Origin of the sequence: Actinosynnema sp. NPDC050436 (assembly GCF_040655415.1) — a bacterium.
GTDB lineage: Bacteria > Actinomycetota > Actinomycetes > Mycobacteriales > Pseudonocardiaceae > Actinosynnema.
Genome location: NZ_JBFAJV010000004.1, coordinates 510,035 through 531,473, shown reverse-complemented (window position 1 = coordinate 531,473; position 21,439 = coordinate 510,035). Strand labels below are relative to the sequence as shown.

The following is a 21,439-nucleotide window of genomic DNA, read 5'->3' as shown; positions in this document are numbered from 1 at the left end:
CGTGTGCGAGTGGCACAGCGAAGGTCGCTGCGGTGCTGAGATGATCGACGACGCTCGATGTGGTCGCCGATCGTGGGCGGGCGGCGCGGTCGAGAGTGGGGATGCGCCCGAGGTTAGGACCTGCCAGGATCCGGAGAAGGAACTTCCGCCGCCTCGAGGACGGCTGAGTGGGCTTCGACGGATCACGACGTTGATCGGACCGAACGGGGTGGACACGTCCGCTGTCTGCACGGACGGAGTTGTCGGCAGGTGCAGCGTCCGAGATCAGCTCGTGCGCCTGGTCGGCCATGTCCGAGAAGACGGGGGATCGCCTGCCGGGACGCCCACGCTCGAACAGCATGTGGTACCTCTAGCCGATGTCCGACGGCTCATTACCCACCTCCGTCGTCCGCTTCACCGATTCCCGAGGACGTCCGGTCGGTGCAGGCGTCATGCTCGACGGTGGTGTGGTGACGTGCGCGCACGTCGTGAACCTCGCCCTCGGCCGACCCCCGTCGTCCGCCGAGAAGCCCTCCGGCGAAGTTGCGTTCGACTTCCCCGCACTGCCTGGCACGCGGGCGTCGGCGGTAGTCCGCTCCTGGGCTCCGCCGCCCTCACGCGAAGGGATGTCCGGTGACGACCTGGCAGTGTTGGACGCCACCTCGCTCGAAGGGGTGACACCCGCCCGTCTGGTGTCGACACCACCCGTCCCCGGCACCGGGGTGACCGTGTTCGGCTACCCGGAGTCGCACCCGAACGGCACCTGGACGCGAGCCGAGGTGTGGGGACGGGTCGGTGGTGACCTCCTCCAGTTGAACGCGGAGTCCGGACCGGCGGTGCGGCGCGGGTACAGCGGTAGCCCGGTGTGGGCCGCAGACTCGGGTCGGGTGGTCGGCATCGTCGCCACCGCCGCCAAGGAGGACAGCTACGCCATCCCGGCCGACCGGTTGCGGATCGCACTACCCGAAGAGGCATTCCCGGTGGTGCTGCACTTGTCCGGTACCCGTTTCGGTTCCGGCCTGCCGCTGCCGAGCGGGTTCGACGAGGCTCGTCCCGACCTCGTGATCTTCACCGGTGACCTGACCGAACACGGGTTCAAAGAGGAGTTCGAGCGCGGCTTCACGTTCTTGGAAGAAGTCGCACGGACCGTGCGCCTGCCACGCGAGCACGTGGTGATCGTGCCGGGTGCCCGCGACGTGAACTTGAAGCTGTGCCGAGCCTACTTCGACTCGGAAGAGGGGTGGGGGCGCACACCGACCCCACCGTACTGGCCGAAGTACGGGCCGTTCGCCGAGGCATTCCAGCAGTTCTACAGAGGGCGGTTCACCTTCACACCGGACGAGCCGTGGACGCTGTTCGAATACCCGGAGCTGGCGCTGTCGGTGGCCGGAATGAACTCCACGGTGCCGATCACCCACGAAGACGGCACCAGCGGTGTGGACGAGCGGCAGCGTGCCTGGTTTGCGCGTCGGCAGGAAGAGCACCCCGGCCATGAGTGGCACCACTTGGTGGTCGTCGACGCGGGTGATCCAATCGCGCACCTGTCGTCACCGGGAACAGGTCTCACCACCCCGAACTCGAACCGGTCGTCCACGCACGAACAGGTGGACGAGCACTTCGGGCCGCCGGATTTCTTCGAACGTGTGCTGGAGGCGACACGGGTAGCGAATCCGGATGCGGTGGTCACCCCGTGCACGGGTTACCTGCGGGTCTCTCGGCCCCGGTCCGACAGCGGCGTCGAGCAGTGGCCGGTGGGAGTGGCCGAACGGCTCGACCGGCCCAGGGTGGACAGCTTCGTCGAGCAGGTGCACCGACCGTTCGCCGCCGCCGACCCGACGGTGCCGTCGCAGATCGTGTACAGCGGCGACCCTGCCCCGCAGGAACTGCTCGACTCGGCCCGACGGCAGGGCGTGCGGTTGCGCAGCTTCGTCGAGTACCAGGGCATGCTCGACCTGCGTCCGCTGGTGTCGCGCCAGTCCAAGCGGCTGGTCGAGGATCGCGTGTACCCGGCTGAACTGTTCGTGCCGCAGAGGTTTCGGCAGGTGGGATCGGAGGAGGTCGCTGTCGACCTGCTGGGGCGTGTTCTCGGCTGGTTGCGCGAGGACATCGCGCGTTTCGTCGTCGTTCTCGGGGATTTCGGGCGCGGTAAGTCGTTCCTGCTGAGGCAGTTGACCCGGGCGCTACCCGAGGACAACCCGAGCTTGTCACCAATTCTGGTGGAACTGCGCAACCTCGAGAAGGCGCCGACCCTGGACGAACTCCTCGTGGGACACCTCGTCCGAGAGGGGGTTGAAGACGTCAATGTGAAGAAGCTGCGCTACCTGATCAGCAGCGGACGGCTGGCGCTGCTGTTCGACGGGTTCGACGAGCTGGAACTGCGCGTCGGCTACGATAATGCGGCCGACTACCTGACAACTCTGCTCCAAGCCGTGACCGACCAGGCGAAGGTCGTGCTGACGAGTCGGAGTCAGCACTTCCAGTCCACCGACCAGGTGCTCAACGCCCTCGGCCGACAGGTGTCGGCGCTGACCGCCAGCCAGGTCGTGGTGCTGGAGGACTTCACCGACGAGCAAATCCGCGAGTTCCTGACCAGGCACTACGATGGTGACGCGAAACGCGCGGACCGCCGGTTCACGCTGCTGGGAGCCATCAGCGACCTGCTCGGCCTGTCCAGGAACCCGCGGATGCTGTCGTTCATCGCCAACCTGGACGAGCAGCGGCTGCTGGAGGTCCAGGAGCAGCACGGGAAGATCAGCGCCGCCGAGCTCTACCGGGAGCTGGTCGACTTCTGGTTGGTCCAGGAGGCGGACCGGCAGGACCACCGACTCGGTACGTCGTCGCTCGACAGCGACGAGCGCTTGTCCGCGTGCACCGCGTTGGCCATGCGACTGTGGCGGACCACGGCGACCACCGCCCACACCGCCGACTTGACCGACACCGTCGTGCAGACGCTGACCCGGTTGACCGAGCGCGGGTACTCGATCGACCAAGCGGCGCACGCCGTGGGTTCGGGATCGTTGCTGGTGCGGACCGCGTCGAGCGGGTTCGCTTTCGTGCACCAATCGGTCATGGAGTGGCTCGTGGCCAGGGCGGCCGCCGAGGAGCTGTCCGTGACAGACGTCGTGAACCGCCGCATGTCACGGCTCATGGTCGACTTCCTCTGCGACCTCGCTGGGCACGAAGAAGCCCTGCGGTGGGCACAAAACGTGTTGGCAGCGGCCGATGCGCCCGAGGCCGCCAGGCACAACGCCACCGAAGTCATCGGGAGGCTGGGTGCCCGCGTCCGCCTGGTGCTTGCCGGGATGGACCTGCGCGGAACCGACCTGACCGCTATGGACTTGCGAAGGGCGGATTTGAGCAAGGCAGACCTGCGCGGGCAACTCCTGCGCGAGAAGGACCTCGGTGGTGCCGACCTGTCCGACGCCGACCTGTCCGAAGTGCGGCTGGTCGGCGGCAGCTTGGTGGGCGCGGTGCTCGATGGCAGCCGGTGGGACCGCGCGGTGCTGCTCGGGGTCGAAGGAGCCGCGCCTGAGGAGGCCGTCGTGAATGGGCGTGACGCAGCCGAGCGGATGCTCGCGCCGCTCGGTCACGACGTGCGTGCGACCGCCTTCTCCCCGGACGGCGAGCTGATCGCGCTCGCACGTGAGCACGTGGTGGAGCTCCACCACGTGCGGACCAACCGGCCCGTGCGGGTGTGGGGCGGGCGACGGACGCGTTGGATCGCTTGGTCACCGGACAGTCGCCTCGTCGTTGAAGTCGAGGACGACGGCAGGGCGCACGTGCGCGACGCGGTCACCGGTGAACTGCTGTCGAGCCTGTCGTCCCGGCTGCGGCCGCGTGTCTCCTTCACCGCCGACTCGACCAGGCTGATCAGCCAGGACGTCGAAGGACGGATGCTGTTCTGGGAAGCGCGGTCGGGAGAACTCCTCACCAGTCGTCCGGCGTACCACGACGACGTCATCGTCTCGCCCGACGGGAAGTTGTTGGCAACCAGATCAGGTGTCGAGGTGCAGATCCGCTCGATCGACGCCACGTCGGTGTGGTCGCGGTGCCGAGCGGGTCACGGAGCCGGTATGGCGTTCTCCCCGAGTGGCAAAACCCTGGTGGTCACCCAACCCGGCTTCATCACGGTCATCGACACCCAGACGGGTGAGCACTTGGACGGCCACCCAACCGGCCTGGCGAGGGTGCGAGACCAGGTCTTCCTCAACGAGCTCACCGTGCTCGTCAGCGACGGCGACAGCGTCATCACCCTGTCTGCCGTGTCGGGCAGCCGAAGTGCGGTCTCGATCACCGGGCAGGTCCAGCACATCGCCGCCGCCCCTTCGGGCACCAGCTACGCGGTCGCCACCAGCCACGGCGTGTCCGTGTATCCGGAGGGGGCACCACGACCCACCCGACTCCTGACGAACGATCACCACGGCGTCGGATCGGCGGCTTTCTCCAGGAACGGCCAGTGGCTGCTGACCACCTCTGCTGACGGAACCACCCGGATCTGGGATCTGGTCACGGGTCACGTGCATCAGGAGTACTCCGCGCTACGCACCGCTCGACGCACAGCCGTGTTCTCGCCCGCCCACGACCGGATGGCGTACGCGACCGAGAGCGGATTCGACATCCGCGCGCGCGGACATACGCCGATCATCAAGATGGCCGGTCAGCTCGTCGCGCTCGACTTCTCCGCCGACGGCTCTCGGCTGCTTACCGCCTCGCGGAACGTCGTGCGTCAGTGGGATTCCCGGAACGGCCGACCGATTGGCCGCTACGAAGCCGGCTACGGCTCCTTGATCACCGCCCTGACATGCCGAACGAGGAGTGGCCTGTTCCTGACCGGCCACGCGGACGGCACGGCCGTGCTGTGGCGGGATGGCAAGACCTCGAAGCTGCCCGCACACAGGGGCCAGGTTCACGCAGTGGGATTCGCGCCGAACGGACAGGTGGTGGCGACCGCGTCCTCCGACGGCACAGCACGGGTTCGTGACCTCGACGGCCGGGAGCTGGCCAGGCTGGAACACCACGAGGACGGCGTCGTCGACGTGGTGTTCTCCCCGGAAGGCCGCCGTGTTGCGACGGCTTCCGAGGACGGCACGGCTCGGATTTGGAGCCTGACCGGCGAGCCACTGTCGGTGCTGATCGGCCACACCAACACAGTGCGCAGTGTGGCGTTCTCGCCCGACGGGGCCCGGATTGCAACCACCTCCGACGACGGCACGGCGCGGATCTGGGATGCCGGGACCGGTGCCGAGCTCGCGGTGCTGGTACACGGGCAGCGTGGAACGGCGGTCGTGCTGCCCGACGGGTCGTACAAGACGAAGGATGACGTCGGTGACCGCTTGTGGTGGGCGGTGAAACAGGTGAGGTTCGAGGTGGGGGAGTTGGATCCGTACTACCCGGAGATCAGGCGGCTCGGGGTTGGTGACAGACTGCCGGGAGCAACGTCCTGACGTGGCCGGCGCAGGTGCGGATCAGGGTTTCCACGGCGCGGATAGCGGCGGCTGCCTTGGTGCTGTGCCGATCCGAAACGCGTGGGTTGGCGAACTGGAGACGGCGTCGAACGTCCGGTCCTCCTTGCCGTTGCGGTCTCAAGCAAGGAGTGCGGGATTGCATCGGGTGGCTGAGGTGGGGTGGTGAAGTCTCTGGCCGACTGCACGGCCTGCCCATGGGGAGTAGGGACTTCGCTTGCGTGCGGACGGCGCGTGCCGTGTTCGGGAAACGCCGCCAATCCGTAGAGCCGCTCGCCCAGCACGGGATCGGTATGGAGTGTCTTCCGGCGACGGTGCCCTTGGCTTGGGCGGTGAGGACGCCCGTTGCGGTGAACCACGTCGGCGTGGTGCCAGGTCGATGCGACGTGCTCAGCGGGGAGTGTCCGGACCAGGAGTTCCGGTGGAAGGCGCTGACCAACACGGTGTCGGTGCGAGCGTGCAACGGCGGCTCGAACCAGCGCGGGAGAGAACACTGGCGAGAGCTGGGCTTCGACGGCGGTCGGCCGATGGAACTGCACGAGGCCCTCGGGACCCGGTCGGCTCGCGGGTCCGGAGCCGACATGGGGTTCCGTGTGACTGTCGAGTGATCAACCAACATCTCACCCTGGACTGTGAAGGCGTCGGCGTCACCGAGGAGGAACGAAGTCCGCTCCGCTGGTTCCTCGACGACCCGCACAGCCCGATTTGGATTACCTCGCTGTGATGCCGGCGCGGATCGATGAAGCGGCGTGCTACCTGCCGGCTTGCTCGTCTCCGCCAGCCAAGGACGCGAGCCGGAGGTGTGGCGCTGCTTGATCGGCGCGGCCTTGGCGCTGAAGGGTGCGGCCGTAGAGCAGGCGCGTGTAGGCGTCGTCCGGATACCGTTCTACCAGGGTTGCCAGTTCGACCTCCGCGTGCTTCAGCTGTGCTGACGCGAAGTAGGCGCGGGCGGCGAGAGTCTTCACTGATCGGTCGTCGGGGAACTCGTTCTGGAGGTTGCGCAGCATCGTCAGCGCACCCAGGGGATCGCGTTGACGCAGCAGTGATTCGGCCCACCGCATCCTGGCGACCTCCGCAGGCAGTTCACCCGGTGTGCCGCAACTGTCCAAAAAGGCTCGGATCGCTTCCGGAGCCTGGGCGCCTGCGAGTGCCCGGTCACCCACCACCAGGGACGGTGACGTCTTCACGCCGCGAGCCTTGCCCTCCAGGAGCAGTTCTCGGACGTGCGACTCTCCTGCGTCGCTGTTCAGAAGTCCGGCTCCCTGCGCAAAACCTGCCGCGTCGGCGATGCCCGCGAGTACGGCGGGAGCGCTGATGTCGAGCGCTTCGATGAAGTGGGCGCGCAGGATGCGTTCCACCACGTCGTCCTGCAAGCGGGCGCCGCCGTGGTCGTGGGCCAAGGCAATCAGGCGGTGGGCATCGTGGCTGCCGGCCCGCCACCTGGCACCCCACCGTGGACCCAAGCCCTCCGCTACTGCGATCGAGGAGACCCGCACGCGGTTCTCGGCCGGGGTCAGGTCTGGAGCGCATGCCCGCACGGCTTCGTCCATCAGCGGGTCCTGTAGCGCCTCTTCCAGGGGCACGGCCCGGCTCGGAGCGGTCGGATCGATGCGGAAGGGGCGCCAGACCACCTCGACGTCATCCCTGCCCACCAGTGCGCGTTCGAGGCGACGCTTGCCGATGTAGGCCCAGGGGCAGACCACATCTGCCCACATCTCCATTCGCATACAGCGACGGTAAACGACACTTGTCGTCTATGCAACAGCTTTCGTTGAGTGCTTCGTGCGTTGTCCGACGCCTGACACATCGTCGGGGTGCATCAGCGACACGTGTCGACTATTCGTCAAGTGTCGTGAAGGGCTTACACTCCGTGTCATGGCGAAGGAAAGCCCCGCTGTCGAGGTCGGCGAGCGCGTCGATCCCCGGGTTCGTCGTACCCGGAACCTCCTGCGCGCTGCGGTCCTCGAACTCGCGTCCGAGCGCGACGTGGAGTCGATCACCATCGCCGACATCGCCGAGCGTGCCGACGTGAACCGTGCCACCGTCTACCAGCACTTCAAGGACCGCGACGCCCTGCTGCTCAACGCCATGCAGGAGGAGGTCGGCCGACTCGCCAACGCGGCGGCACGCTGCCCGCTGACCCGTAAGGGCGGCGGCACGCCGACGGAGCTCGCCGACCTGTTCCGCCACGTCGAGACCAATACGACGCTGTACCGGGCCATGCTCGGACCGACCGGAACAGCGCGGTTCGTCAACGAGTTGCGCGGTCTGCTGGCCCAAGAGGTTGCTGCGCAACTCCGTGCAGCGAACGCGGCGCGAGACGAGGCGCTCACCCAACTGCGCGCGCACTACTTGGCGGGCGCCTTCGTGGGAGCCTTCACCCAGTGGGTTTCCGCTCCACAACGACTCACCGCAGAGCAGGCTGCTGACGAGGTGTGGGCGTTGTTGCGCTGAAGCACCGGTCGGAGATCCGTGGGGACGGAGTGTCCCGCGTACGCTGCGCCGGTGAACAGATCATTCGGGGCCGTTCCGGCTCTGGTTGCCGTGATGGTGCTTGGTGCGTGTGGCGGCGGTGCGGCTCCGGCTGTGTCCTCCTCGACCGCCGGGGGTTCGTCGGTTGCCACCACCACTGCGGTGGTGGATCGTGCGGTGGAGGAGCAGGCCGTTCGCAAGGTTTCGAGGATTACAAGAACGCCGCCCGCGCGAAGGACGGCAAGGGTGCCGTGCAGGCCATGTCCAACAAGATGCTCAGCACTTACCTCGAACTGAAGGAACTCGCCCTCACGTCGTCGGAGGAGCAGACCGCCCGGCTCGGCACCACGTGGCGGCTCGTGGTCTACACGCTGCGTGCCGAGTTCGGTGCCTCTGAGCTGCGCGCCATGACGTCGGCGGACGTTGTTGCGGCTGCGGTGGAGAAGGGGTTGATCAGTGAGGGGGCGCTCGATCGCGTCCTGCTGGGGTCGATCGAGGTGAACGGGGACACGGCGAAGGCCGAGGTGACTACCGCCGACGGGCAGGCGAGTGGGTTGGCGTTGGAGTTCACCAAGGAGTTCGGCCTCTGGAAGTTCAACCCCGAACCGCTGCTGTACCTCGGTGACCAGGCGTTCGAGTACGCCGCCGAGCAGCAGGGGCTCACGGTCGACCAGTTCGTGGATCGGACGCTGTCGACGCTGTACGGCGCGGATCGGCTGCCCGGGTTGAAGCAGCCTCTTGAACGCTGATCGAGGCACTGGACCGGTGTGGTTCGTGGGAGGGGGACTGGAAGGTAGGGGCGAAAGTACCTAAGCGTGTCAGATTCCCCGTCGTCTCCATCTCTCTAGCTTTGGTCGTGACAGCAGGACACGATCGTTGAGGAGAACGACATGAGCGACATGAACGAGCTGGTCCAGCGCTACATCGCCGCGTGGAACGAGACGGATGCCGCCGCTCGGCAGGCTGTGCTGGCGGAGGTCTTCGCCGAGGACACCACCTACGCCGACCCGCTGGTTGCCGTTCAGGGACGGGATGGGCTTGATGCGGCTATCGCGGGGGTTCAGGCGCAGTTCGGGGGATGGGTGTTCCGTCTCGGTGGTGCTGTGGACGCCCACCACGACATCGCGCGGTTCACCTGGCACCTCGGTCACGAGGGGGCTGAGCCGGTCGTCATCGGGTTCGACGTGGCGGTTGTGGGCGGCGACGGGCGGATCCGGCAGGTGCCCGGCTTCCTCGACAAGGTGCCGGCCGGGGTGTGAACCGTCCCCGAGGACGAAGGTGAGTGGGGAGGGCGGTTCACAGGCCGAGGTGTTCGGCGGAGGTTCTGAGGTCGCCGCGCGAGGTGACGCCCAGCTTGGGGTACGCCTTGTAGAGGTGGTAGCCGACGGTTCGGTGGCTGAGGAACAGTTGCGTGGCGATGTCGCGGTTGGACAGTCCTCGCGCGGCCAGCCTGGCGATCTGGAGTTCTTGCGGCGTGAGGCTTGCGGCCGGGCCTTCGGCGGGGCTGGGGGCTTGGTCCTGGGCACCTGTCGCGGTCAGTTCGCTGCGGGTGCGTTCGGCCCACGGGCGCATACCGCGCCTCGGCTTTCCTCCTCGCCCTCCGCAGCAACTCGCCGTAGAGCAGCGCGGTTCGCGCGTACTCCAGCGCTCGCCCGTCCTGGTCGTGCAGTCCGAGCGCTTCGGTGTAGAGCGCTTCGGTCTGGTAATCGTCGGCGAGCAGGCCACGGCAGCGCAGCACGAGCGCGTCGGCCCACGGCTGTCGGACCGATCCTGCCCAACGTTCGAAGCGCACCAACGGTTCTGCGGCACGTTCCGGCACCCCCACCCGCACGGCCGACTCGATCAGGTCGGGTGTGGAACGGGTGGCGCAGATGTGGTGGCGCATGGGTTCACGGGTCAGGCGCTCGAAGCGGGCGAGTGCCGCCTCGACGCGACCCAGGCCGAGGTCCAGCAGTCCGAGCGACCAGTGCGCCCACGGTGCACCGGGGGCGGTGATGCCGGCGGCGGCAGTCGTCAGCCCCTCTTCGGCGTGTCGCCTGCACGCCGGTTCGTCACCCCCGGCGGCGGCGAGGTAGGCGAGCACGCCGGCGAACTGGCTGATCCACTGCTGCTGGCCGGTGTCGCGGGCGAGCTTGAGGGCCTCGGTCGCGGTGGCCAGCGCGTCACGGTGCCGCCCGGTGAACACCTCGCCCTCGGCCATGAAGAACAGCGCTGTCGGCAGCCGTCCCGAGCCGCCCCTCGCGCGGTGTTCGGCGGCGAGCGCGGTTGCGAGTTCGTAGGCGTCGACGTCCTGGCCCAGCGCGAGTGCCGCGCCGCACACGATCATCAACACCTGGTCGGGCGCGCGGCCTCGGCTGCGCACCGCTGCGAGGGTGTCGGCCAGCGCCGGCGGGCGGGCGGAACGGTCCTGGTCGAGGTGGGCCAGGTACGGACCGACCGGCGCGAGGGGGTGGGTGTCGTCCAACGGCAGTGCGGTCAACTGGTCCAGCTCCGCCGCGAGCTGCCGTTCTCCCAGGTACCAGGAGGTGTGGACGGCTTGGACCACCATCGCGGCGGCCTGGCCCGGATCGGTGGCGCGGATGAGCCCGGCACCGTCGAGCAGCAAGCGGTGGGCGGAGAAGTAGGAACCCTGCCAGAAGTCCGCGAGCGCCCGGACCTGGGTGACCCGCGCGCTCATCGCCGGGTCCTCGCCCAGTCGCCGACCCGCGCGGTCCCCGAGAGCCCTGGCGCGGGCCAGGTCTCCGGCTTCCAGTGCCGCTTCCGCTGCCAGTGCCTCGCGGCGGGCCTTGACGGCGGGCTCGGCGCTCAGGCGGGCGGCTCGCTCGTAGGCCGCCGCAGCCGCCTCGTGCCCACGGCGCTCGCGTGCGCGGGCGGCGGTGTGCTCCAGCGCGGCGGCGGCCTGTTCGTCGGTCCCGGTGGCGGCGGCGGCCAGGTACCAGGCCCGACGGTCCGCGTGCTCGGGGGAGTCCAAGGCGTCGGCGAGCGCGCGGTGCACGGCAAGGCGTCGCCCGAGCGGTGCCCGCCGGTAGACGGCGGCACGGACCAGCGGGTGGCGGAAGCGGATCGTGGTGTCGTCGGTGTCACCGCGCAGCACCAGGCCGGCCTGCTCGGCGGGGGACAGGTCCTCGACGGTGGCTCCCAGCGCGGCACCGGCGCGCAGGATCGCGGCGAGTTCGCCGGTCTCGTCGGCCGCCGCCACCAGCAGCAGGTCCTGGCACGCCGCCGGGAGCCGGCTGACCTGGCCGTGGAAGGCCAGGTGCAGGCGGCTGGTGAGGGGCAGGGCTCCCGGCGTGGCCGCGCTGCCGCTCTCGGCCGCGAGGGCGACCGGCAGTTCCAGCAGCGCCAACGGGTTGCCGTCCGCTTCGGCGAGCAGCCGGTAGCGCACGGCGGGGGCGAGCGGGTGCCGGTCTAGCAGGGTGGCGGCGTCCTCCGGCGCCAGTCCGGACAGCGACAGCTCCGGAAGACCGCCGGCGGGGAAGGAACCTTCGCCGTCACGCGCGGCGAAGACCATGACCACGCCCTCGGCGTGCAGGCGTCGGGCGGCGAACACCAACGCGTCCCGTGACGCCCGGTCGAGCCACTGCGCGTCGTCGACCAGGCACAGCAGCCCCGTCCCGTCCGCGTGTTCGGCCAACAGGGAGAGCACGGCCAGCCCCACCAGCATCGGTTCGGAGTCGACGGCGGGTCCGAGCCCGAACGCCGCCTCCAGGGCCGCGCGCTGCGGAGCGGGCAGCGCGGTGAGGGAGCCGAGTGCTTTGCGCAGCAACATCTGCAAGCCCGAGTACGGGAGGTTCGCCTCGAACTCGATGCCTGTGCTGCGGACCAGCTTGAGGTCTCCGGCCGCTGCGGCGGCGTGGTCGAGCAACGCCGTCTTCGATGCCTGGCTCGCCGCGCAGCACCAACGACGAACTCATCCCCGTCCGGGCTGCCGCCAGCAGTTCGGCGATCGCATCGACTTCGGGCTTCCGCCCGTACAGCTCCCCCGCGCCCATGCTTCCATCCTGGCACTGCAGGACGGCGACGGGCGAGGGGTGGCCCGGTCCGTCGACGGACCGGGCCACCCCTGTACGGGCGGTGTGGTGGCCGCTCGGCTCAGCCGGTGAGCAGGCGCAGGCCGTAGGCGTTCAGGATCTCGTTGACGGGCTGGAAGTAGGTGGTGCCGCCGGAGGAGCAGTCACCGGAGCCGCCCGAGGTCACGCCCTGGGCCTGTTGGCCGGTCACCCACGAGCCGCCGGAGTCGCCCGGTTCCGCGCAGGCGGAGGTCCTGGTGGTGCCGTAGACCGCGCCTTCCTGGTAGCGGACGGTCTGGTTCTTGGCCTGGATGGTGCCGCAGTGCCAGCCGGTGGTGGAACCCGAGCGGCACACGGACGCGCCGACCGGGGCCTCCTGCGAACCCTTCAGCACGACGTTGCCGCCGCGGTAGTCGTTCACGTAGGGGTAGAGCGTGACACCGGAGTACGCCTGGATCACGGCGTAGTCGTTGCCGGGGAAGCTGGAGCCGTAGAACTGGCCCAGCCGCTCACCCCTGCTGTTGGTGGCGCTGGTGCCCCGCGTCCCGCAGTGCCCGGCGCTGACGAAGCCGCCCTGCACTGCGAAACCGATCGAGCACCGGCCGCCGCCGTTCATGTAGTAGGCGTCGCCGCCACGGATGTAGGCCAGTGTCCTGGGGGACTCGGTGACCTCGTCCACCCGGACCGTGCCCTTGCCGAGTGCGGAGGCTCGGGCGGTGAACGCCGTCGTCGCAGCGTCCTCGAGGGACTTGTTGACCGTGACGACGACCTGGTTGGCGCTCGGATCGACGTACCAGCCGGTGACCGACTTCGGTGCGACGCCCTCCAGCTTGTCCAGCTGTGCCTTGACGTTGTCGAGCGTAATGGCGCTGTTGGCCAGCTTGCGGGCGTCGGCACCGGCCGCGCGGATCGCGGCCAGGTCCGCCGCGTCGGTGGTGCCGACGACCAGTTTGCCGGTGGTGCCGTCGAACCAGGAGCCGGCGAAGTCGGCTCCGACCAGGGTGCGGAGCCTGGTCTCCAGGCCGGTGGCCGCCGCCTCGCGGGCGAGGCGGTCGGTGGCCTGCTCGGCGCTCAGGCCGAGGTCGCGCTGCAGGGCGGCGAACATGGCCGGGGTGGCCGTCTTCGCCTCCGTCGTGGTGGGTTCTGCGGTGGCGGGCATTCCGGCTGCGGCGACGGTTCCCGCCGCGAGCAGGACGACGCCCGTGATACGAGCCGCAAGTGTGCGGTTCATCCGACATCTCCTCGTGGTGCAGGGAAGATCCGCGCGATGGGTGCGGACACGCCGCGCGGACCGGGGTCGGCAGGAGTCCTGCCCGCGTCACCGCACCCGGTCCCGGCCGGCCGACCGGGGGTTTCCCGGATGCTGGAACGCACCCGTGGGCAAGCTAAGTCCGGGATGACGCCCGCCAGTACCTACGATGGTCGGGTTTTTCCACCTGTAGCGGAATGGCATACCCCTGTCACAACAGTGGCTCTTGCGCCCGGTGGACGGGCCGTGGACGGGCCGTGGGCGGAACATTCCAGCCCTGCGCAACGGTGATCGTCACTACCATCGGGACAATGACTCTGCGCTTACCCCTTGCCGCCGCCGTAGTGCTCGTGCTCACCGCTTGCGGGAGCACACCGCCCGCGAGCACACCCGCTGTGGACACGCCTTCCGCGAGCACGCCGGGGGGTGGGCCGGACGCGGCGTTGAAGGCCCTGGCCGAAGCGGCCGACGCCGGGGACGACGAAGCGGTGCGCGAGGTCGTGTGCCCGGAGCAGTGGAGCGACTCGCGGACACTGGCGGCGAAGAAGGTCGAGGCCGCGCAGCTCGACCCGCGCCTGGCCGACATCCGCTACCGGCTCACCGCCAAGGAGGTCCGGGACCGGGCAGACACGACGGCGACCGGTGTGCTGGAGGTCGAGGTCGAGGGCATCCCGGACGACCTGTCGCCGGAGGCGCAATCGGGGCTCGACGCGATGGAAGCGCCGATCCCCGTCGCCCTCCTCGGCCCGGACCGGACGATCAAGCTGGTGAAGCAGGGGGACGAGTGGCTGGCTTGTCGCTGAGCCGGGTCGCGTGTGGACACCGGTCCTGGTCGGGTGGACCTATCGCTGCGCGGTGGGTCTACCGGCAGCGGATGTAGACGACTGCCACGCCGGACGGGTCGCGGTCCCGGTATTCGAGTGCGAAGGCGTCCGAGCTCTCGATCAGGGCGGCCAGCTTGGCGTAGCCGTGGCGGCTGGCTTTGAAGTCCGGGATCTGCAGGTGCAGCAGGTGGCCGACCGTGCTCAGCAGCGCCCAGCCCTGGGCGTCCGCCGTGCCGGCGACGATGTCGGAGATCGTGGCGAAGACCGCGTCGGTCTCCTCCTGGTCGGCCGGTGCCACCGAGAAGGTCCGCTTGGCCGGGGCGGGTGGGTGGTTCCACTCGGCTGTGCCGTCGCCGTAGCGGAACGTCGGGACGCGCAGGCTGACGAAGTGGGCCGGGCCCTTGCCCGGGGCCGGGGGCCTGTTCACCACCGTGAACTTCCCGTAGCTCTCGATCAGGTAGCGGAGCTTGGTGTAACCGTGGTTCCTGGGCGAGAAGTTGGGCAGCACGGACTGGAGGTGTGCGCCGACGTCGGACAGCAGCACCCACCCGTTGGAGTCCTCCCGGGACTCGATGAAGTCCGTGATCACCGTCTCCGGGTCGCTGTCGTCCGGTAGTTCCGGCAGGCGGTCCGCCGTCCGCTGGGAGGGTTTCGTCCCGTACGGGCGCGCAGCCCCCAGGAGGCCGGAGAACTCGACCTCCAGGACGCCGGTGCCCGTGTTCACCACGATGTCGTCCGCGCTGCGGGTCACCGTGGCGACTGCGGTCTCCAGGCGGATCTCCCCGAGGTGGGAGAGCGTTGCCACGTGCCAGAAATCCAGTACGCCGTCCGCGCCCGCCGTCACCACGACGTCGTCTTCGAGCGCGATCAGCCCCCGCACCCGCGCCGGCCCGGCCTTGAGCAACGGGCGCAGCGGGGTCCCCGGCTCGTCGGGGAGGTACTCGAAGAGGGTTCCGCTCCCGTCGACCAGCAGGAGCGAGTTGTGCTCCCCGGCACTCCGGACGACGACGTCGACGATCAGGTTGGGCAGACCCGCCGTCATCGTCGCCCACGTCGCCGAGGTGTCGTCGTACACCTGGAGCCGCCGTCCCCTGACGACGGCCAGCCGCCACCCGCGATCGCTGCGGAAGCCCGCGAGCGAGGTGATCGGCAGGACCGAGCTGCTGTGCCCGACCTGGTACAGGAACTCGCCGCTTTCGAGGTCGAACACGTGCAGGTGGTCGGCGTGCGCGGCGATGAGGGTGGGGTTGTCGCCGGGGAACGCGGCCAGTTCCGTCGGGGACCTGTGCTCGGCGGGCGGCGGGTAGCGCACCACGGTGGACTTGTCCTCGCGGTGCGCCCGGCCCGACTCGTCGTCCGCGTGGACCGGGAACACGGCCACGAACGTCTTGCTGTCGCCCTGCGCCCACTCGTCCCCGGTGAAGCCCGACCCGGGGTCCCACAGCTCGCCACGGCCGCCGGTCCCGCCGATGGCGAGCAGCAGCTTGTCGCCGGGACCGGTCACCTGGGCCAGCGCGGACACCCGCGACCGGGCCGTGTAGACGGGGGAGGCGGGCGTGCCGTCCGGGGCCCACACGCGCACGGTGTTGCCGGCGGCCACGGCCAGCAGGGTCCGGCCGTCGTCGTCGGGGAACGCGACGAGGTCGTGCGGGGGCGGCCCGTCGAGGTGGAACCCGCCCTGCGCGCTCCCGGTGGCGGGGTCCCAGAAGCGCACGAAGCCGTCGACCCCGGAGGTCGCCACGAGCGGGCCGGTCGTGGTGGGCACGGCCGCCACCGCGAAGAGCCGGCCCTCGTGCGCGGCCACCGGTCCCATCACGAACTCGGCGGACTCCACGTCCCACACCCGCAGCGCCCCGTCCCTGGTCCCCACCGCCAGCCCGGCCGGGCCGTCCAGCGCGCAGAAGGCGGCGACGGGCGAGGCGGAGGCCGGCGGCGGCAGCGGTTCGCCCGTGGTGACCTCGACCAGACGGAGGCCGTCCCCGACCAGGCTCGCCAGCACGACCCCCCTGCCCCGCACGGCGAGCGCGGCGATGCCGGACACCTGCCCCGGGTAGGACGTCACCTCGGTGACCTGCTTCTCGGCGGCGGGGTCCCACTGGTGGACCACGCCGTCCGGGTGGCCGGTGAACACGACCGGGCGACCCGCCGTCTGCCACACCGCCAGCGCGGTGATCCGCCGGTCCGCCGCGGTCTCCGCGAGCGGGGTCGCGGAGCCGGGGCCGTCCCACAGGCGCACGGTGCCGTCGGCGGTCGCGCCGGCCATGATCCAGTGGTCCGGCCTGCGGATCCCGGGTTCCGGGGGTGCGACGGGCTCGACCTCGGCGTGGTACTCCTCGGCGCGCTCCGGGAACGGGTCCCACAGGCGCACCGCGCCGTCGGCCTCGGGCGTCAGCAGCAGCTCCCGGCCGTCGTGCCAGGTGGTCTTCCGCACGAACGGCGTGCCGGTCGTGCTCAGCGTCTCGACGAACTGCGCGGTCCAGTCGGTCTGCGGGTTCCACATGCGCAGGCCGTCCGGCCCGGCCGCGACGACGCGCTGTCGGCCGTCGGGGTCGACGATCGGGACCACGGAGGTGAACGGGTCCGGCGCGGTGCGCCCGCCGCTCTTGCCGCGCAGGTCGCCGACGTCCCAGATCCTGATGGTGCCGTCGGTGCCGCCGGAGGTGAGCATGTCCCGCCGGCCGTCCGGCGAGGTGACCGCCACCAGCGACGAGACGCCGCCGCTGTGGCCGCTCAGCGGCCCGCCGACCGGTTCGCCGGTGCTCTCGTCCCACAGGCGGATGAGCTGGTTGACGCCGCCCGTGGCGAGCAGCAGGCCGCCGTCCGCGTCGAACACCGCCGCCACGGCCTGGACCTTCGAGTGGTGCCGCAGCGGCCGGGTGCGCGGTTCGAGGGTGGTCCCGTCGACGAGCACGACGTTGCGCTCACCGTCGCCGCACGCCAGCATCGCCCGGCCGGTCGAGGAGGTGTAGGCGAGCAGGGCCGCCGCGAGCTGGGACCGGGCGCCCTCCATGACGAGTTCGCCCGCCGCGTCGGCGTCGGTGAGGGAGTGCACGTGGACGCGGCCGTCGGGGGTGGCGACCGCCACGCGCGGCGCTCCCGAGTCGTCGGAGTAGGCGGCGATCCGCAGGACCTCCTGGTCGGTGACCGCCGGCAGGCGGGCGACCAGGAGGCCGGTGGACGGGTCCCACCGGCTGATCGTCCCGTCCGCGTGGGCGGCGACCAGCTCCGGCCCGCCGGCGGGCAGCTCCAGCACGGCCACGGCCCGGACGGGCGTCGGCTCGGCGGCGGCGTCGACCAGCTCCTGGCGCACGGCGCGCTCCAGCGGGTCCCAGACGAGCAGCCGCGCGTCTTCGTGCGCGGTCACGACGTACGGCGTGCCGTCGTGGCCGGTGAACGACACCAGGCACTCGACCGGCGAGTCGTCGGCGGACAGCGGGCCGTCGAGCCGGCGGCCCTCGATCGGGTCCCACAGCTCGACGGCGTCCCCGGCGGACACGGCCAGCAGCGACGTCCGGCCGGGGCCGCGCACCACCGCCAGCCCGCGCACGGTCCGCTGCGGGCGGTTGAGCACCATGGTCAGCGACGCCTGGGCCAGGTCCGCCCAGCCGACCCGCCAGCGGCCGGGGAACTCGTGCCCGTCCGGCCGGGGCAGCGGGTGGGTGACGCCCGCGAAGTGCGCCTCGGCGAGCTGGCGGTTGCCCAGGCGCTCGGCGGGCCGCAGCGGCTGGAGGATGTGCTGCGCGCCGATGACCGCGCGGATCGACGGCGGGATCGGGTGCCGGCCGAACAGGGAGCGCATGGCGTTGGCGGCGACGGCGACGGGGGAGAGCCGGTCGAGCGTCCACGTGTCGGCGGCCAGTTCCCGCCACGCTTCGGGGCCCGCGATTGCGGCGTGCGCGGCCAGGTACTCGCAGATGTAGGCGGTGAGCTGCTCGCGCGGGTCGTCCGCGACGAGCGCGAGCAGGGCGCGGAAGACGGTGAGGTGCTCGTCGGGGACGTCGCGGTAGTGCTCGGCGAAGGTGGCGTGCGAGAGGCGGTAGACGGTGTCGCCGTGCTCGATGTCGACCGTGATGTACGGGCTCGCCGCGTCGATCAGGTCGTTGACGTCGAAGTCGGTGATGGGCGTGCCGGGTGCCAGTGCCTGGGCGACGTGCGCCCAGACGCCGCCGAGGACCGGCAGGCCGCGACCGCGCGCGACGCCCAGGGCGTGCAGCAGCGGGCCGAACGCCGGGCTCTGGGCGGTGAGCCGGGCGACGGCCACCGCGAACAGGTCGCGGTGGTCGCGGCTGAGCAGGTCCGCCACCGCCTCGGGGTCGTCCAGCGAGCCCGCGAGCAGCTCGTGCACGGCGAGCCGGGCGTAGAGGAAGTGCCGCTTCTGCCCGCCGATCAGCTCGGCGACCTCCCCGATCCGCCGCCGCGCGCGGGGGTCGGTGAGCTGGGCGCGCAGCCGCTTGGTGATGTAGCCGGCCACGGCGGCCGGGTCCGCCTCGACCTCGACCTGCGTCGCCGGTCCCAGCGCGACGATGAGGTCGTGCGAGTCCGGGGCCGGGTGGTCCGGGCCCTCCGAGGTGGACGCGCGGGTGCCGACCAGCACCCGGGTGCCCCGGGCGGCGGCCAGCGGCGCGATGACCTCGCGCGCGATCAGCAGCGGCTGCTGGGCCTCGTCCAGCGCGTCGATCAGGATCGTCCGCGTCCGGTCGTCGCCGTCCAGCGCGGCCAGCAGCGCGCGCACCCGCTCGCCCAGCGCCGCCTCGGGTGCCGGCGGTGCGAGCTTGAAGGCCGTGGTGAGCTGGGTGACCAGCTTGGTGGCGGTCCAGCCCGTCAGGTGGATGACGGCGTCGAACACCTCGTCCGGCGGGCGGTCCGGTGCCGGCACCGTCTCGATCAGCTCGGACTCCACGAGCACGCGCCACAGCCACGGGCGGCTCAGCTCGACCACGTTGCCCAGCAGCGCGGACTTGCCGCTGCCGGCGGGACCGGTCACCACCAGCATCCCGTGCGCGGCCCCGCGCAGCCACGCCGAGATCCGCCGCCGCTCCTCCGTGCGGCCCTGGAAGTACCAGGCGATCTCGTTGAACTCGCCGCCTTGGGCCTTGGGCAGGAAGTGCGCCTTCTCGCTCTGGGGCAGCCGCGCCAACGCCGCCTTCAGCCGGGGGAAGACGTCCATGTCCACGCCGGTGGGCACCACGTCACGCCTGGTCAGCACCTGGTTGCCCAGTGGCAGCAGGGTGGCCCACGCGCCGTGCCGGAGCTTGTCCTGCAACTCCGCGCCCAGGTCGATCAGCCGGATGTCGGACACCCGGTGGGTCGTCTGCATGATGTGCGCCAGGGCTTCCCGGAAGGCACCGAGCCGGGGGCCGCCCTCGACCGTGGTGGCGATCAGCAGGACGCTGCGGCCCGGCGGGATCTTCGTGCTCAGGATGCTGCTGAGCGCCTGCACGAACTGCGCGGACTTGCAGGCGTCCACGACGACGATCGTCCAGGAGTCGACCGCGTGAGGGCCCTTGAGCAGGTCCACGAGGGCGTCCGCGAGCAAGCCGGGCTCGATCCACCGGTCCGACCGGCCGCCGGCGATCATGACCTTGCTCTTGGCGCCCACGCCCGTGCCGTGGCTGACGCAGTACAGGAAGGTGTCCGAGGGCTTGTCGAGCTTCGCCAGCTCGGCCAGCCGGTCGGTGGTGCTGTCCAGGCCCCGCTGCTCGGCGGGGACGTCCCAATCGACGACTTCCAGGGTGAAGTCCGCCAGCAGCTCGGCCACGGCCGCCGCTTCGCCGTCGGCGTCGAAGTCCTGCCAGGAGGGGCTGTTGTACTTCCCGTACGCCAGGGGGAAGAAGCGCAGCGGGCGTGCCGTCACCCCGCCGCCCCGGCGGGCTCCGTCACCAGGACGGTGTGGCTGACCGGGGAGGTGCTGCCGCCGTCCGCCTCCACCCGGTACAGGCCCGGTCTCGGCAGGGAGAGGCGGGCCACCGGGACGCCGTCCTCCCAGTCGGGCTCGGCGACGTCGACCTCGTCGTCGGGCCGGTCGCCGGTCAGCTCGAACGCCGTGACCTGCGCGTCGATCCGGGAGACCTCGACCGGCACGGGGGTGCCGACGACGGCGGTGTCGGGCACGCCGATCCCGAGGCCGACCGCCTCGTCGCCCATCAGGGGACGCGGGCGGTCGCCCGGCCTGGTGACCAGGTCCGTCACCAGGGACAGCACCTCGCGCATCGACGCCAGCCGCCCGTGGGCCTGGGCGAACCGGTGGTGGTCCTTGAGCAGGGCGGCCGACTCCCAGTGGACGGTCCCGTCGCCCGCCTGCTCCTCGACCGTGACGGTTCCGCCGGGCCCGTAGCGGAAGGACTCGGTGACCGCTTCGACCAGGCCGTCGCGCAGCACCACGCCCTGCGCGGTCTTCTGCGCGACGCCGACCACCGAGTGGTGCCCGACCAGGGGCCGCTGGTCCAGCCTCTTGTGGAAGGCGCGCGACTCCGTGGCGAGGGCGAGGTCCCCGCCGATGGCCTCGACGTCGGCCGGGGTCAGCGGGGCCGGCCCGGCCGGCGCGTGCACGCAGCGGTAGGTGGGCAGGAGGTCGTGCAGGCCGGGCATCGTGCGCGCGGCGGCCTGGAGGCGGGCGGGCGGCAGCGGTGGCCGCGCGCCACGGCCCGTGCCGAGGATGAGCGCCGCCCGGACCGACCCGTAGAACGGGGTGCCGATCGTGATCGTGGACCGGACGTCGGCGGTCGCCCCGGGGATGAGCGCCAGCGCCTGGGCCAGCAGGCCGCCCATCGAGTGGGCGATGACCACGAGCTGCGCGGGCCGGCCCTCCGGGTGCCGGCGGCGGGCCCTGAGCTGGGCGTCGTTGTGCCGCCACGCCGCGAGGTGGCCTGCCATCCGCTCGGCGAGCAGCGCCGCGTTGTGCTCCACCGGGAGCCGCCAGTCGTAGGCGAACTCCAGGACCGCCGCCGGGTCGGCCACCACGGAGCGCACGGTCGCGAGCAGCCCCGTGTACGGGTCGACGGCGCCGAGGACCGGGGCCCACGCCGGAGCCTGGATCACCTTGGTGGGCACCACCCGGCCGTAGCGGCCCTCCCGCTCGTCCTCGTCCAGCGCGAGGCCGTGCAGCCCGTCACCGCGGGTCCACGCCCGCCAGTACCAGCGGAGGCTGTCGACGCCCCAGATGTGCCGCCGCTGCACGGTGTCGTACAGGGCGCTCCCCAGGATGCCCGGCACCACGACGACGGCGTCGTGCGAAACGGGTAATGCGTCGGGGTCCGCCAACGTCCTCCACCTCCACGCACCCGCGCCGGGGCGGTGGCGCGGACGCTCAAGATTAGCCGCACGGCAGGCCGGAGTTGCCGGTTGCGACTGCTCCATTCGGGGAAACGTCCGGCAGCAAGCCGGTCGTCGGGTCCGTCCCTCCCGGAGGTCGGCGAATCCCGACCTGATCCGCCTTACGATCAT

11 protein-coding genes are annotated in these 21,439 nt (G+C 70.9%); 6 read left to right on the top strand and 5 right to left on the bottom strand.

The genetic code is table 11. The annotated features are described in order from the left end of the window. Positions 1 to 356: 356 nt before the first annotated feature. Positions 357 to 5,423 (top strand): NACHT domain-containing protein, encoded by a 5,067-nt coding sequence (locus AB0I60_RS14785; protein WP_360729664.1) that lies wholly within the window; start codon positions 357 to 359, stop codon positions 5,421 to 5,423. A 770-nt stretch (positions 5,424 to 6,193) separates the two neighbouring features. On the opposite strand, the gene AB0I60_RS14780 is transcribed toward AB0I60_RS14785, so the two are convergent. Beyond that, positions 6,194 to 7,168: a DsbA family protein gene (locus AB0I60_RS14780; RefSeq protein ID WP_360729662.1), complete on the bottom strand. Its 975-nt coding sequence runs from the start codon at positions 7,166 to 7,168 to the stop codon at positions 6,194 to 6,196. Between the two features lie 148 nt (positions 7,169 to 7,316). Here AB0I60_RS14780 and AB0I60_RS14775 point away from each other — a divergent pair, with 148 nt between their 5' ends. The 3 genes from AB0I60_RS14775 (at position 7,317) to AB0I60_RS14765 (ending at position 9,172) form a co-directional block, all read left to right on the top strand. Further along, entirely contained in the window at positions 7,317 to 7,895 is a 579-nt protein-coding gene (locus tag AB0I60_RS14775) for a TetR/AcrR family transcriptional regulator (protein WP_360729659.1), read from the top strand. 107 nt (positions 7,896 to 8,002) lie between these two features. Further along, positions 8,003 to 8,662 carry a hypothetical protein gene (locus AB0I60_RS14770; RefSeq protein ID WP_360729656.1) on the top strand — a complete coding sequence of 220 codons (660 nt, stop codon included), beginning with the start codon at positions 8,003 to 8,005 and terminating at the stop codon, positions 8,660 to 8,662. Positions 8,663 to 8,803: 141 nt separating this feature from the next. Continuing rightward, entirely contained in the window at positions 8,804 to 9,172 is a 369-nt protein-coding gene (locus tag AB0I60_RS14765) for a nuclear transport factor 2 family protein (RefSeq protein WP_360729653.1), read from the top strand. Positions 9,173 to 9,209: 37 nt separating this feature from the next. Here the strand turns inward: AB0I60_RS14765 and AB0I60_RS14760 are convergent, their stop codons facing one another. After that, complete coding sequence (locus tag AB0I60_RS14760) at positions 9,210 to 9,485, bottom strand: helix-turn-helix transcriptional regulator (RefSeq protein ID WP_360729650.1); 276 nt, start codon at positions 9,483 to 9,485, stop codon at positions 9,210 to 9,212. Positions 9,486 to 9,576: 91 nt separating this feature from the next. On the opposite strand from AB0I60_RS14760, the gene AB0I60_RS14755 reads away from it, so the two are divergent. After that, positions 9,577 to 11,325: a hypothetical protein gene (locus AB0I60_RS14755; protein ID WP_360729647.1), complete on the top strand. Its 1,749-nt coding sequence runs from the start codon at positions 9,577 to 9,579 to the stop codon at positions 11,323 to 11,325. A 680-nt stretch (positions 11,326 to 12,005) separates the two neighbouring features. Here AB0I60_RS14755 and AB0I60_RS14750 read toward each other — a convergent pair. Then, positions 12,006 to 13,154, bottom strand: coding sequence for a S1 family peptidase (locus tag AB0I60_RS14750; RefSeq protein WP_360729645.1), 1,149 nt, complete (start codon positions 13,152 to 13,154; stop codon positions 12,006 to 12,008). A 329-nt stretch (positions 13,155 to 13,483) separates the two neighbouring features. Between AB0I60_RS14750 and AB0I60_RS14745 the strand changes: the two genes are divergently transcribed. Further along, on the top strand, positions 13,484 to 13,975 hold the full coding sequence (locus tag AB0I60_RS14745) for a hypothetical protein (RefSeq protein ID WP_360729642.1): 492 nt from the start codon (positions 13,484 to 13,486) through the stop codon (positions 13,973 to 13,975). Positions 13,976 to 14,033: 58 nt separating this feature from the next. On the opposite strand, the gene AB0I60_RS14740 is transcribed toward AB0I60_RS14745, so the two are convergent. Continuing rightward, complete coding sequence (locus AB0I60_RS14740; protein ID WP_360729640.1) at positions 14,034 to 19,850, bottom strand: OST-HTH/LOTUS domain-containing protein; 5,817 nt, start codon at positions 19,848 to 19,850, stop codon at positions 14,034 to 14,036. Beyond that, positions 19,847 to 21,256: a hypothetical protein gene (locus tag AB0I60_RS14735; RefSeq protein WP_360729637.1), complete on the bottom strand. Its 1,410-nt coding sequence runs from the start codon at positions 21,254 to 21,256 to the stop codon at positions 19,847 to 19,849. Before AB0I60_RS14735 ends, AB0I60_RS14740 begins: the two co-directional genes overlap by 4 nt. Positions 21,257 to 21,439 lie beyond the last annotated feature (183 nt).

Coding starts and splice junctions, on each gene's coding strand:
- AB0I60_RS14785 (WP_360729664.1), top strand. CDS start 357: ATGTCCGACGGCTCATTACCCACCTCCGTCGTCCGCTTCACCGATTCC.
- AB0I60_RS14750 (WP_360729645.1), bottom strand. CDS start 13,154: ATGAACCGCACACTTGCGGCTCGTATCACGGGCGTCGTCCTGCTCGCG.
- AB0I60_RS14760 (WP_360729650.1), bottom strand. CDS start 9,485: ATGCGCCCGTGGGCCGAACGCACCCGCAGCGAACTGACCGCGACAGGT.
- AB0I60_RS14745 (WP_360729642.1), top strand. CDS start 13,484: ATGACTCTGCGCTTACCCCTTGCCGCCGCCGTAGTGCTCGTGCTCACC.
- AB0I60_RS14765 (WP_360729653.1), top strand. CDS start 8,804: ATGAGCGACATGAACGAGCTGGTCCAGCGCTACATCGCCGCGTGGAAC.
- AB0I60_RS14780 (WP_360729662.1), bottom strand. CDS start 7,168: ATGCGAATGGAGATGTGGGCAGATGTGGTCTGCCCCTGGGCCTACATC.
- AB0I60_RS14775 (WP_360729659.1), top strand. CDS start 7,317: ATGGCGAAGGAAAGCCCCGCTGTCGAGGTCGGCGAGCGCGTCGATCCC.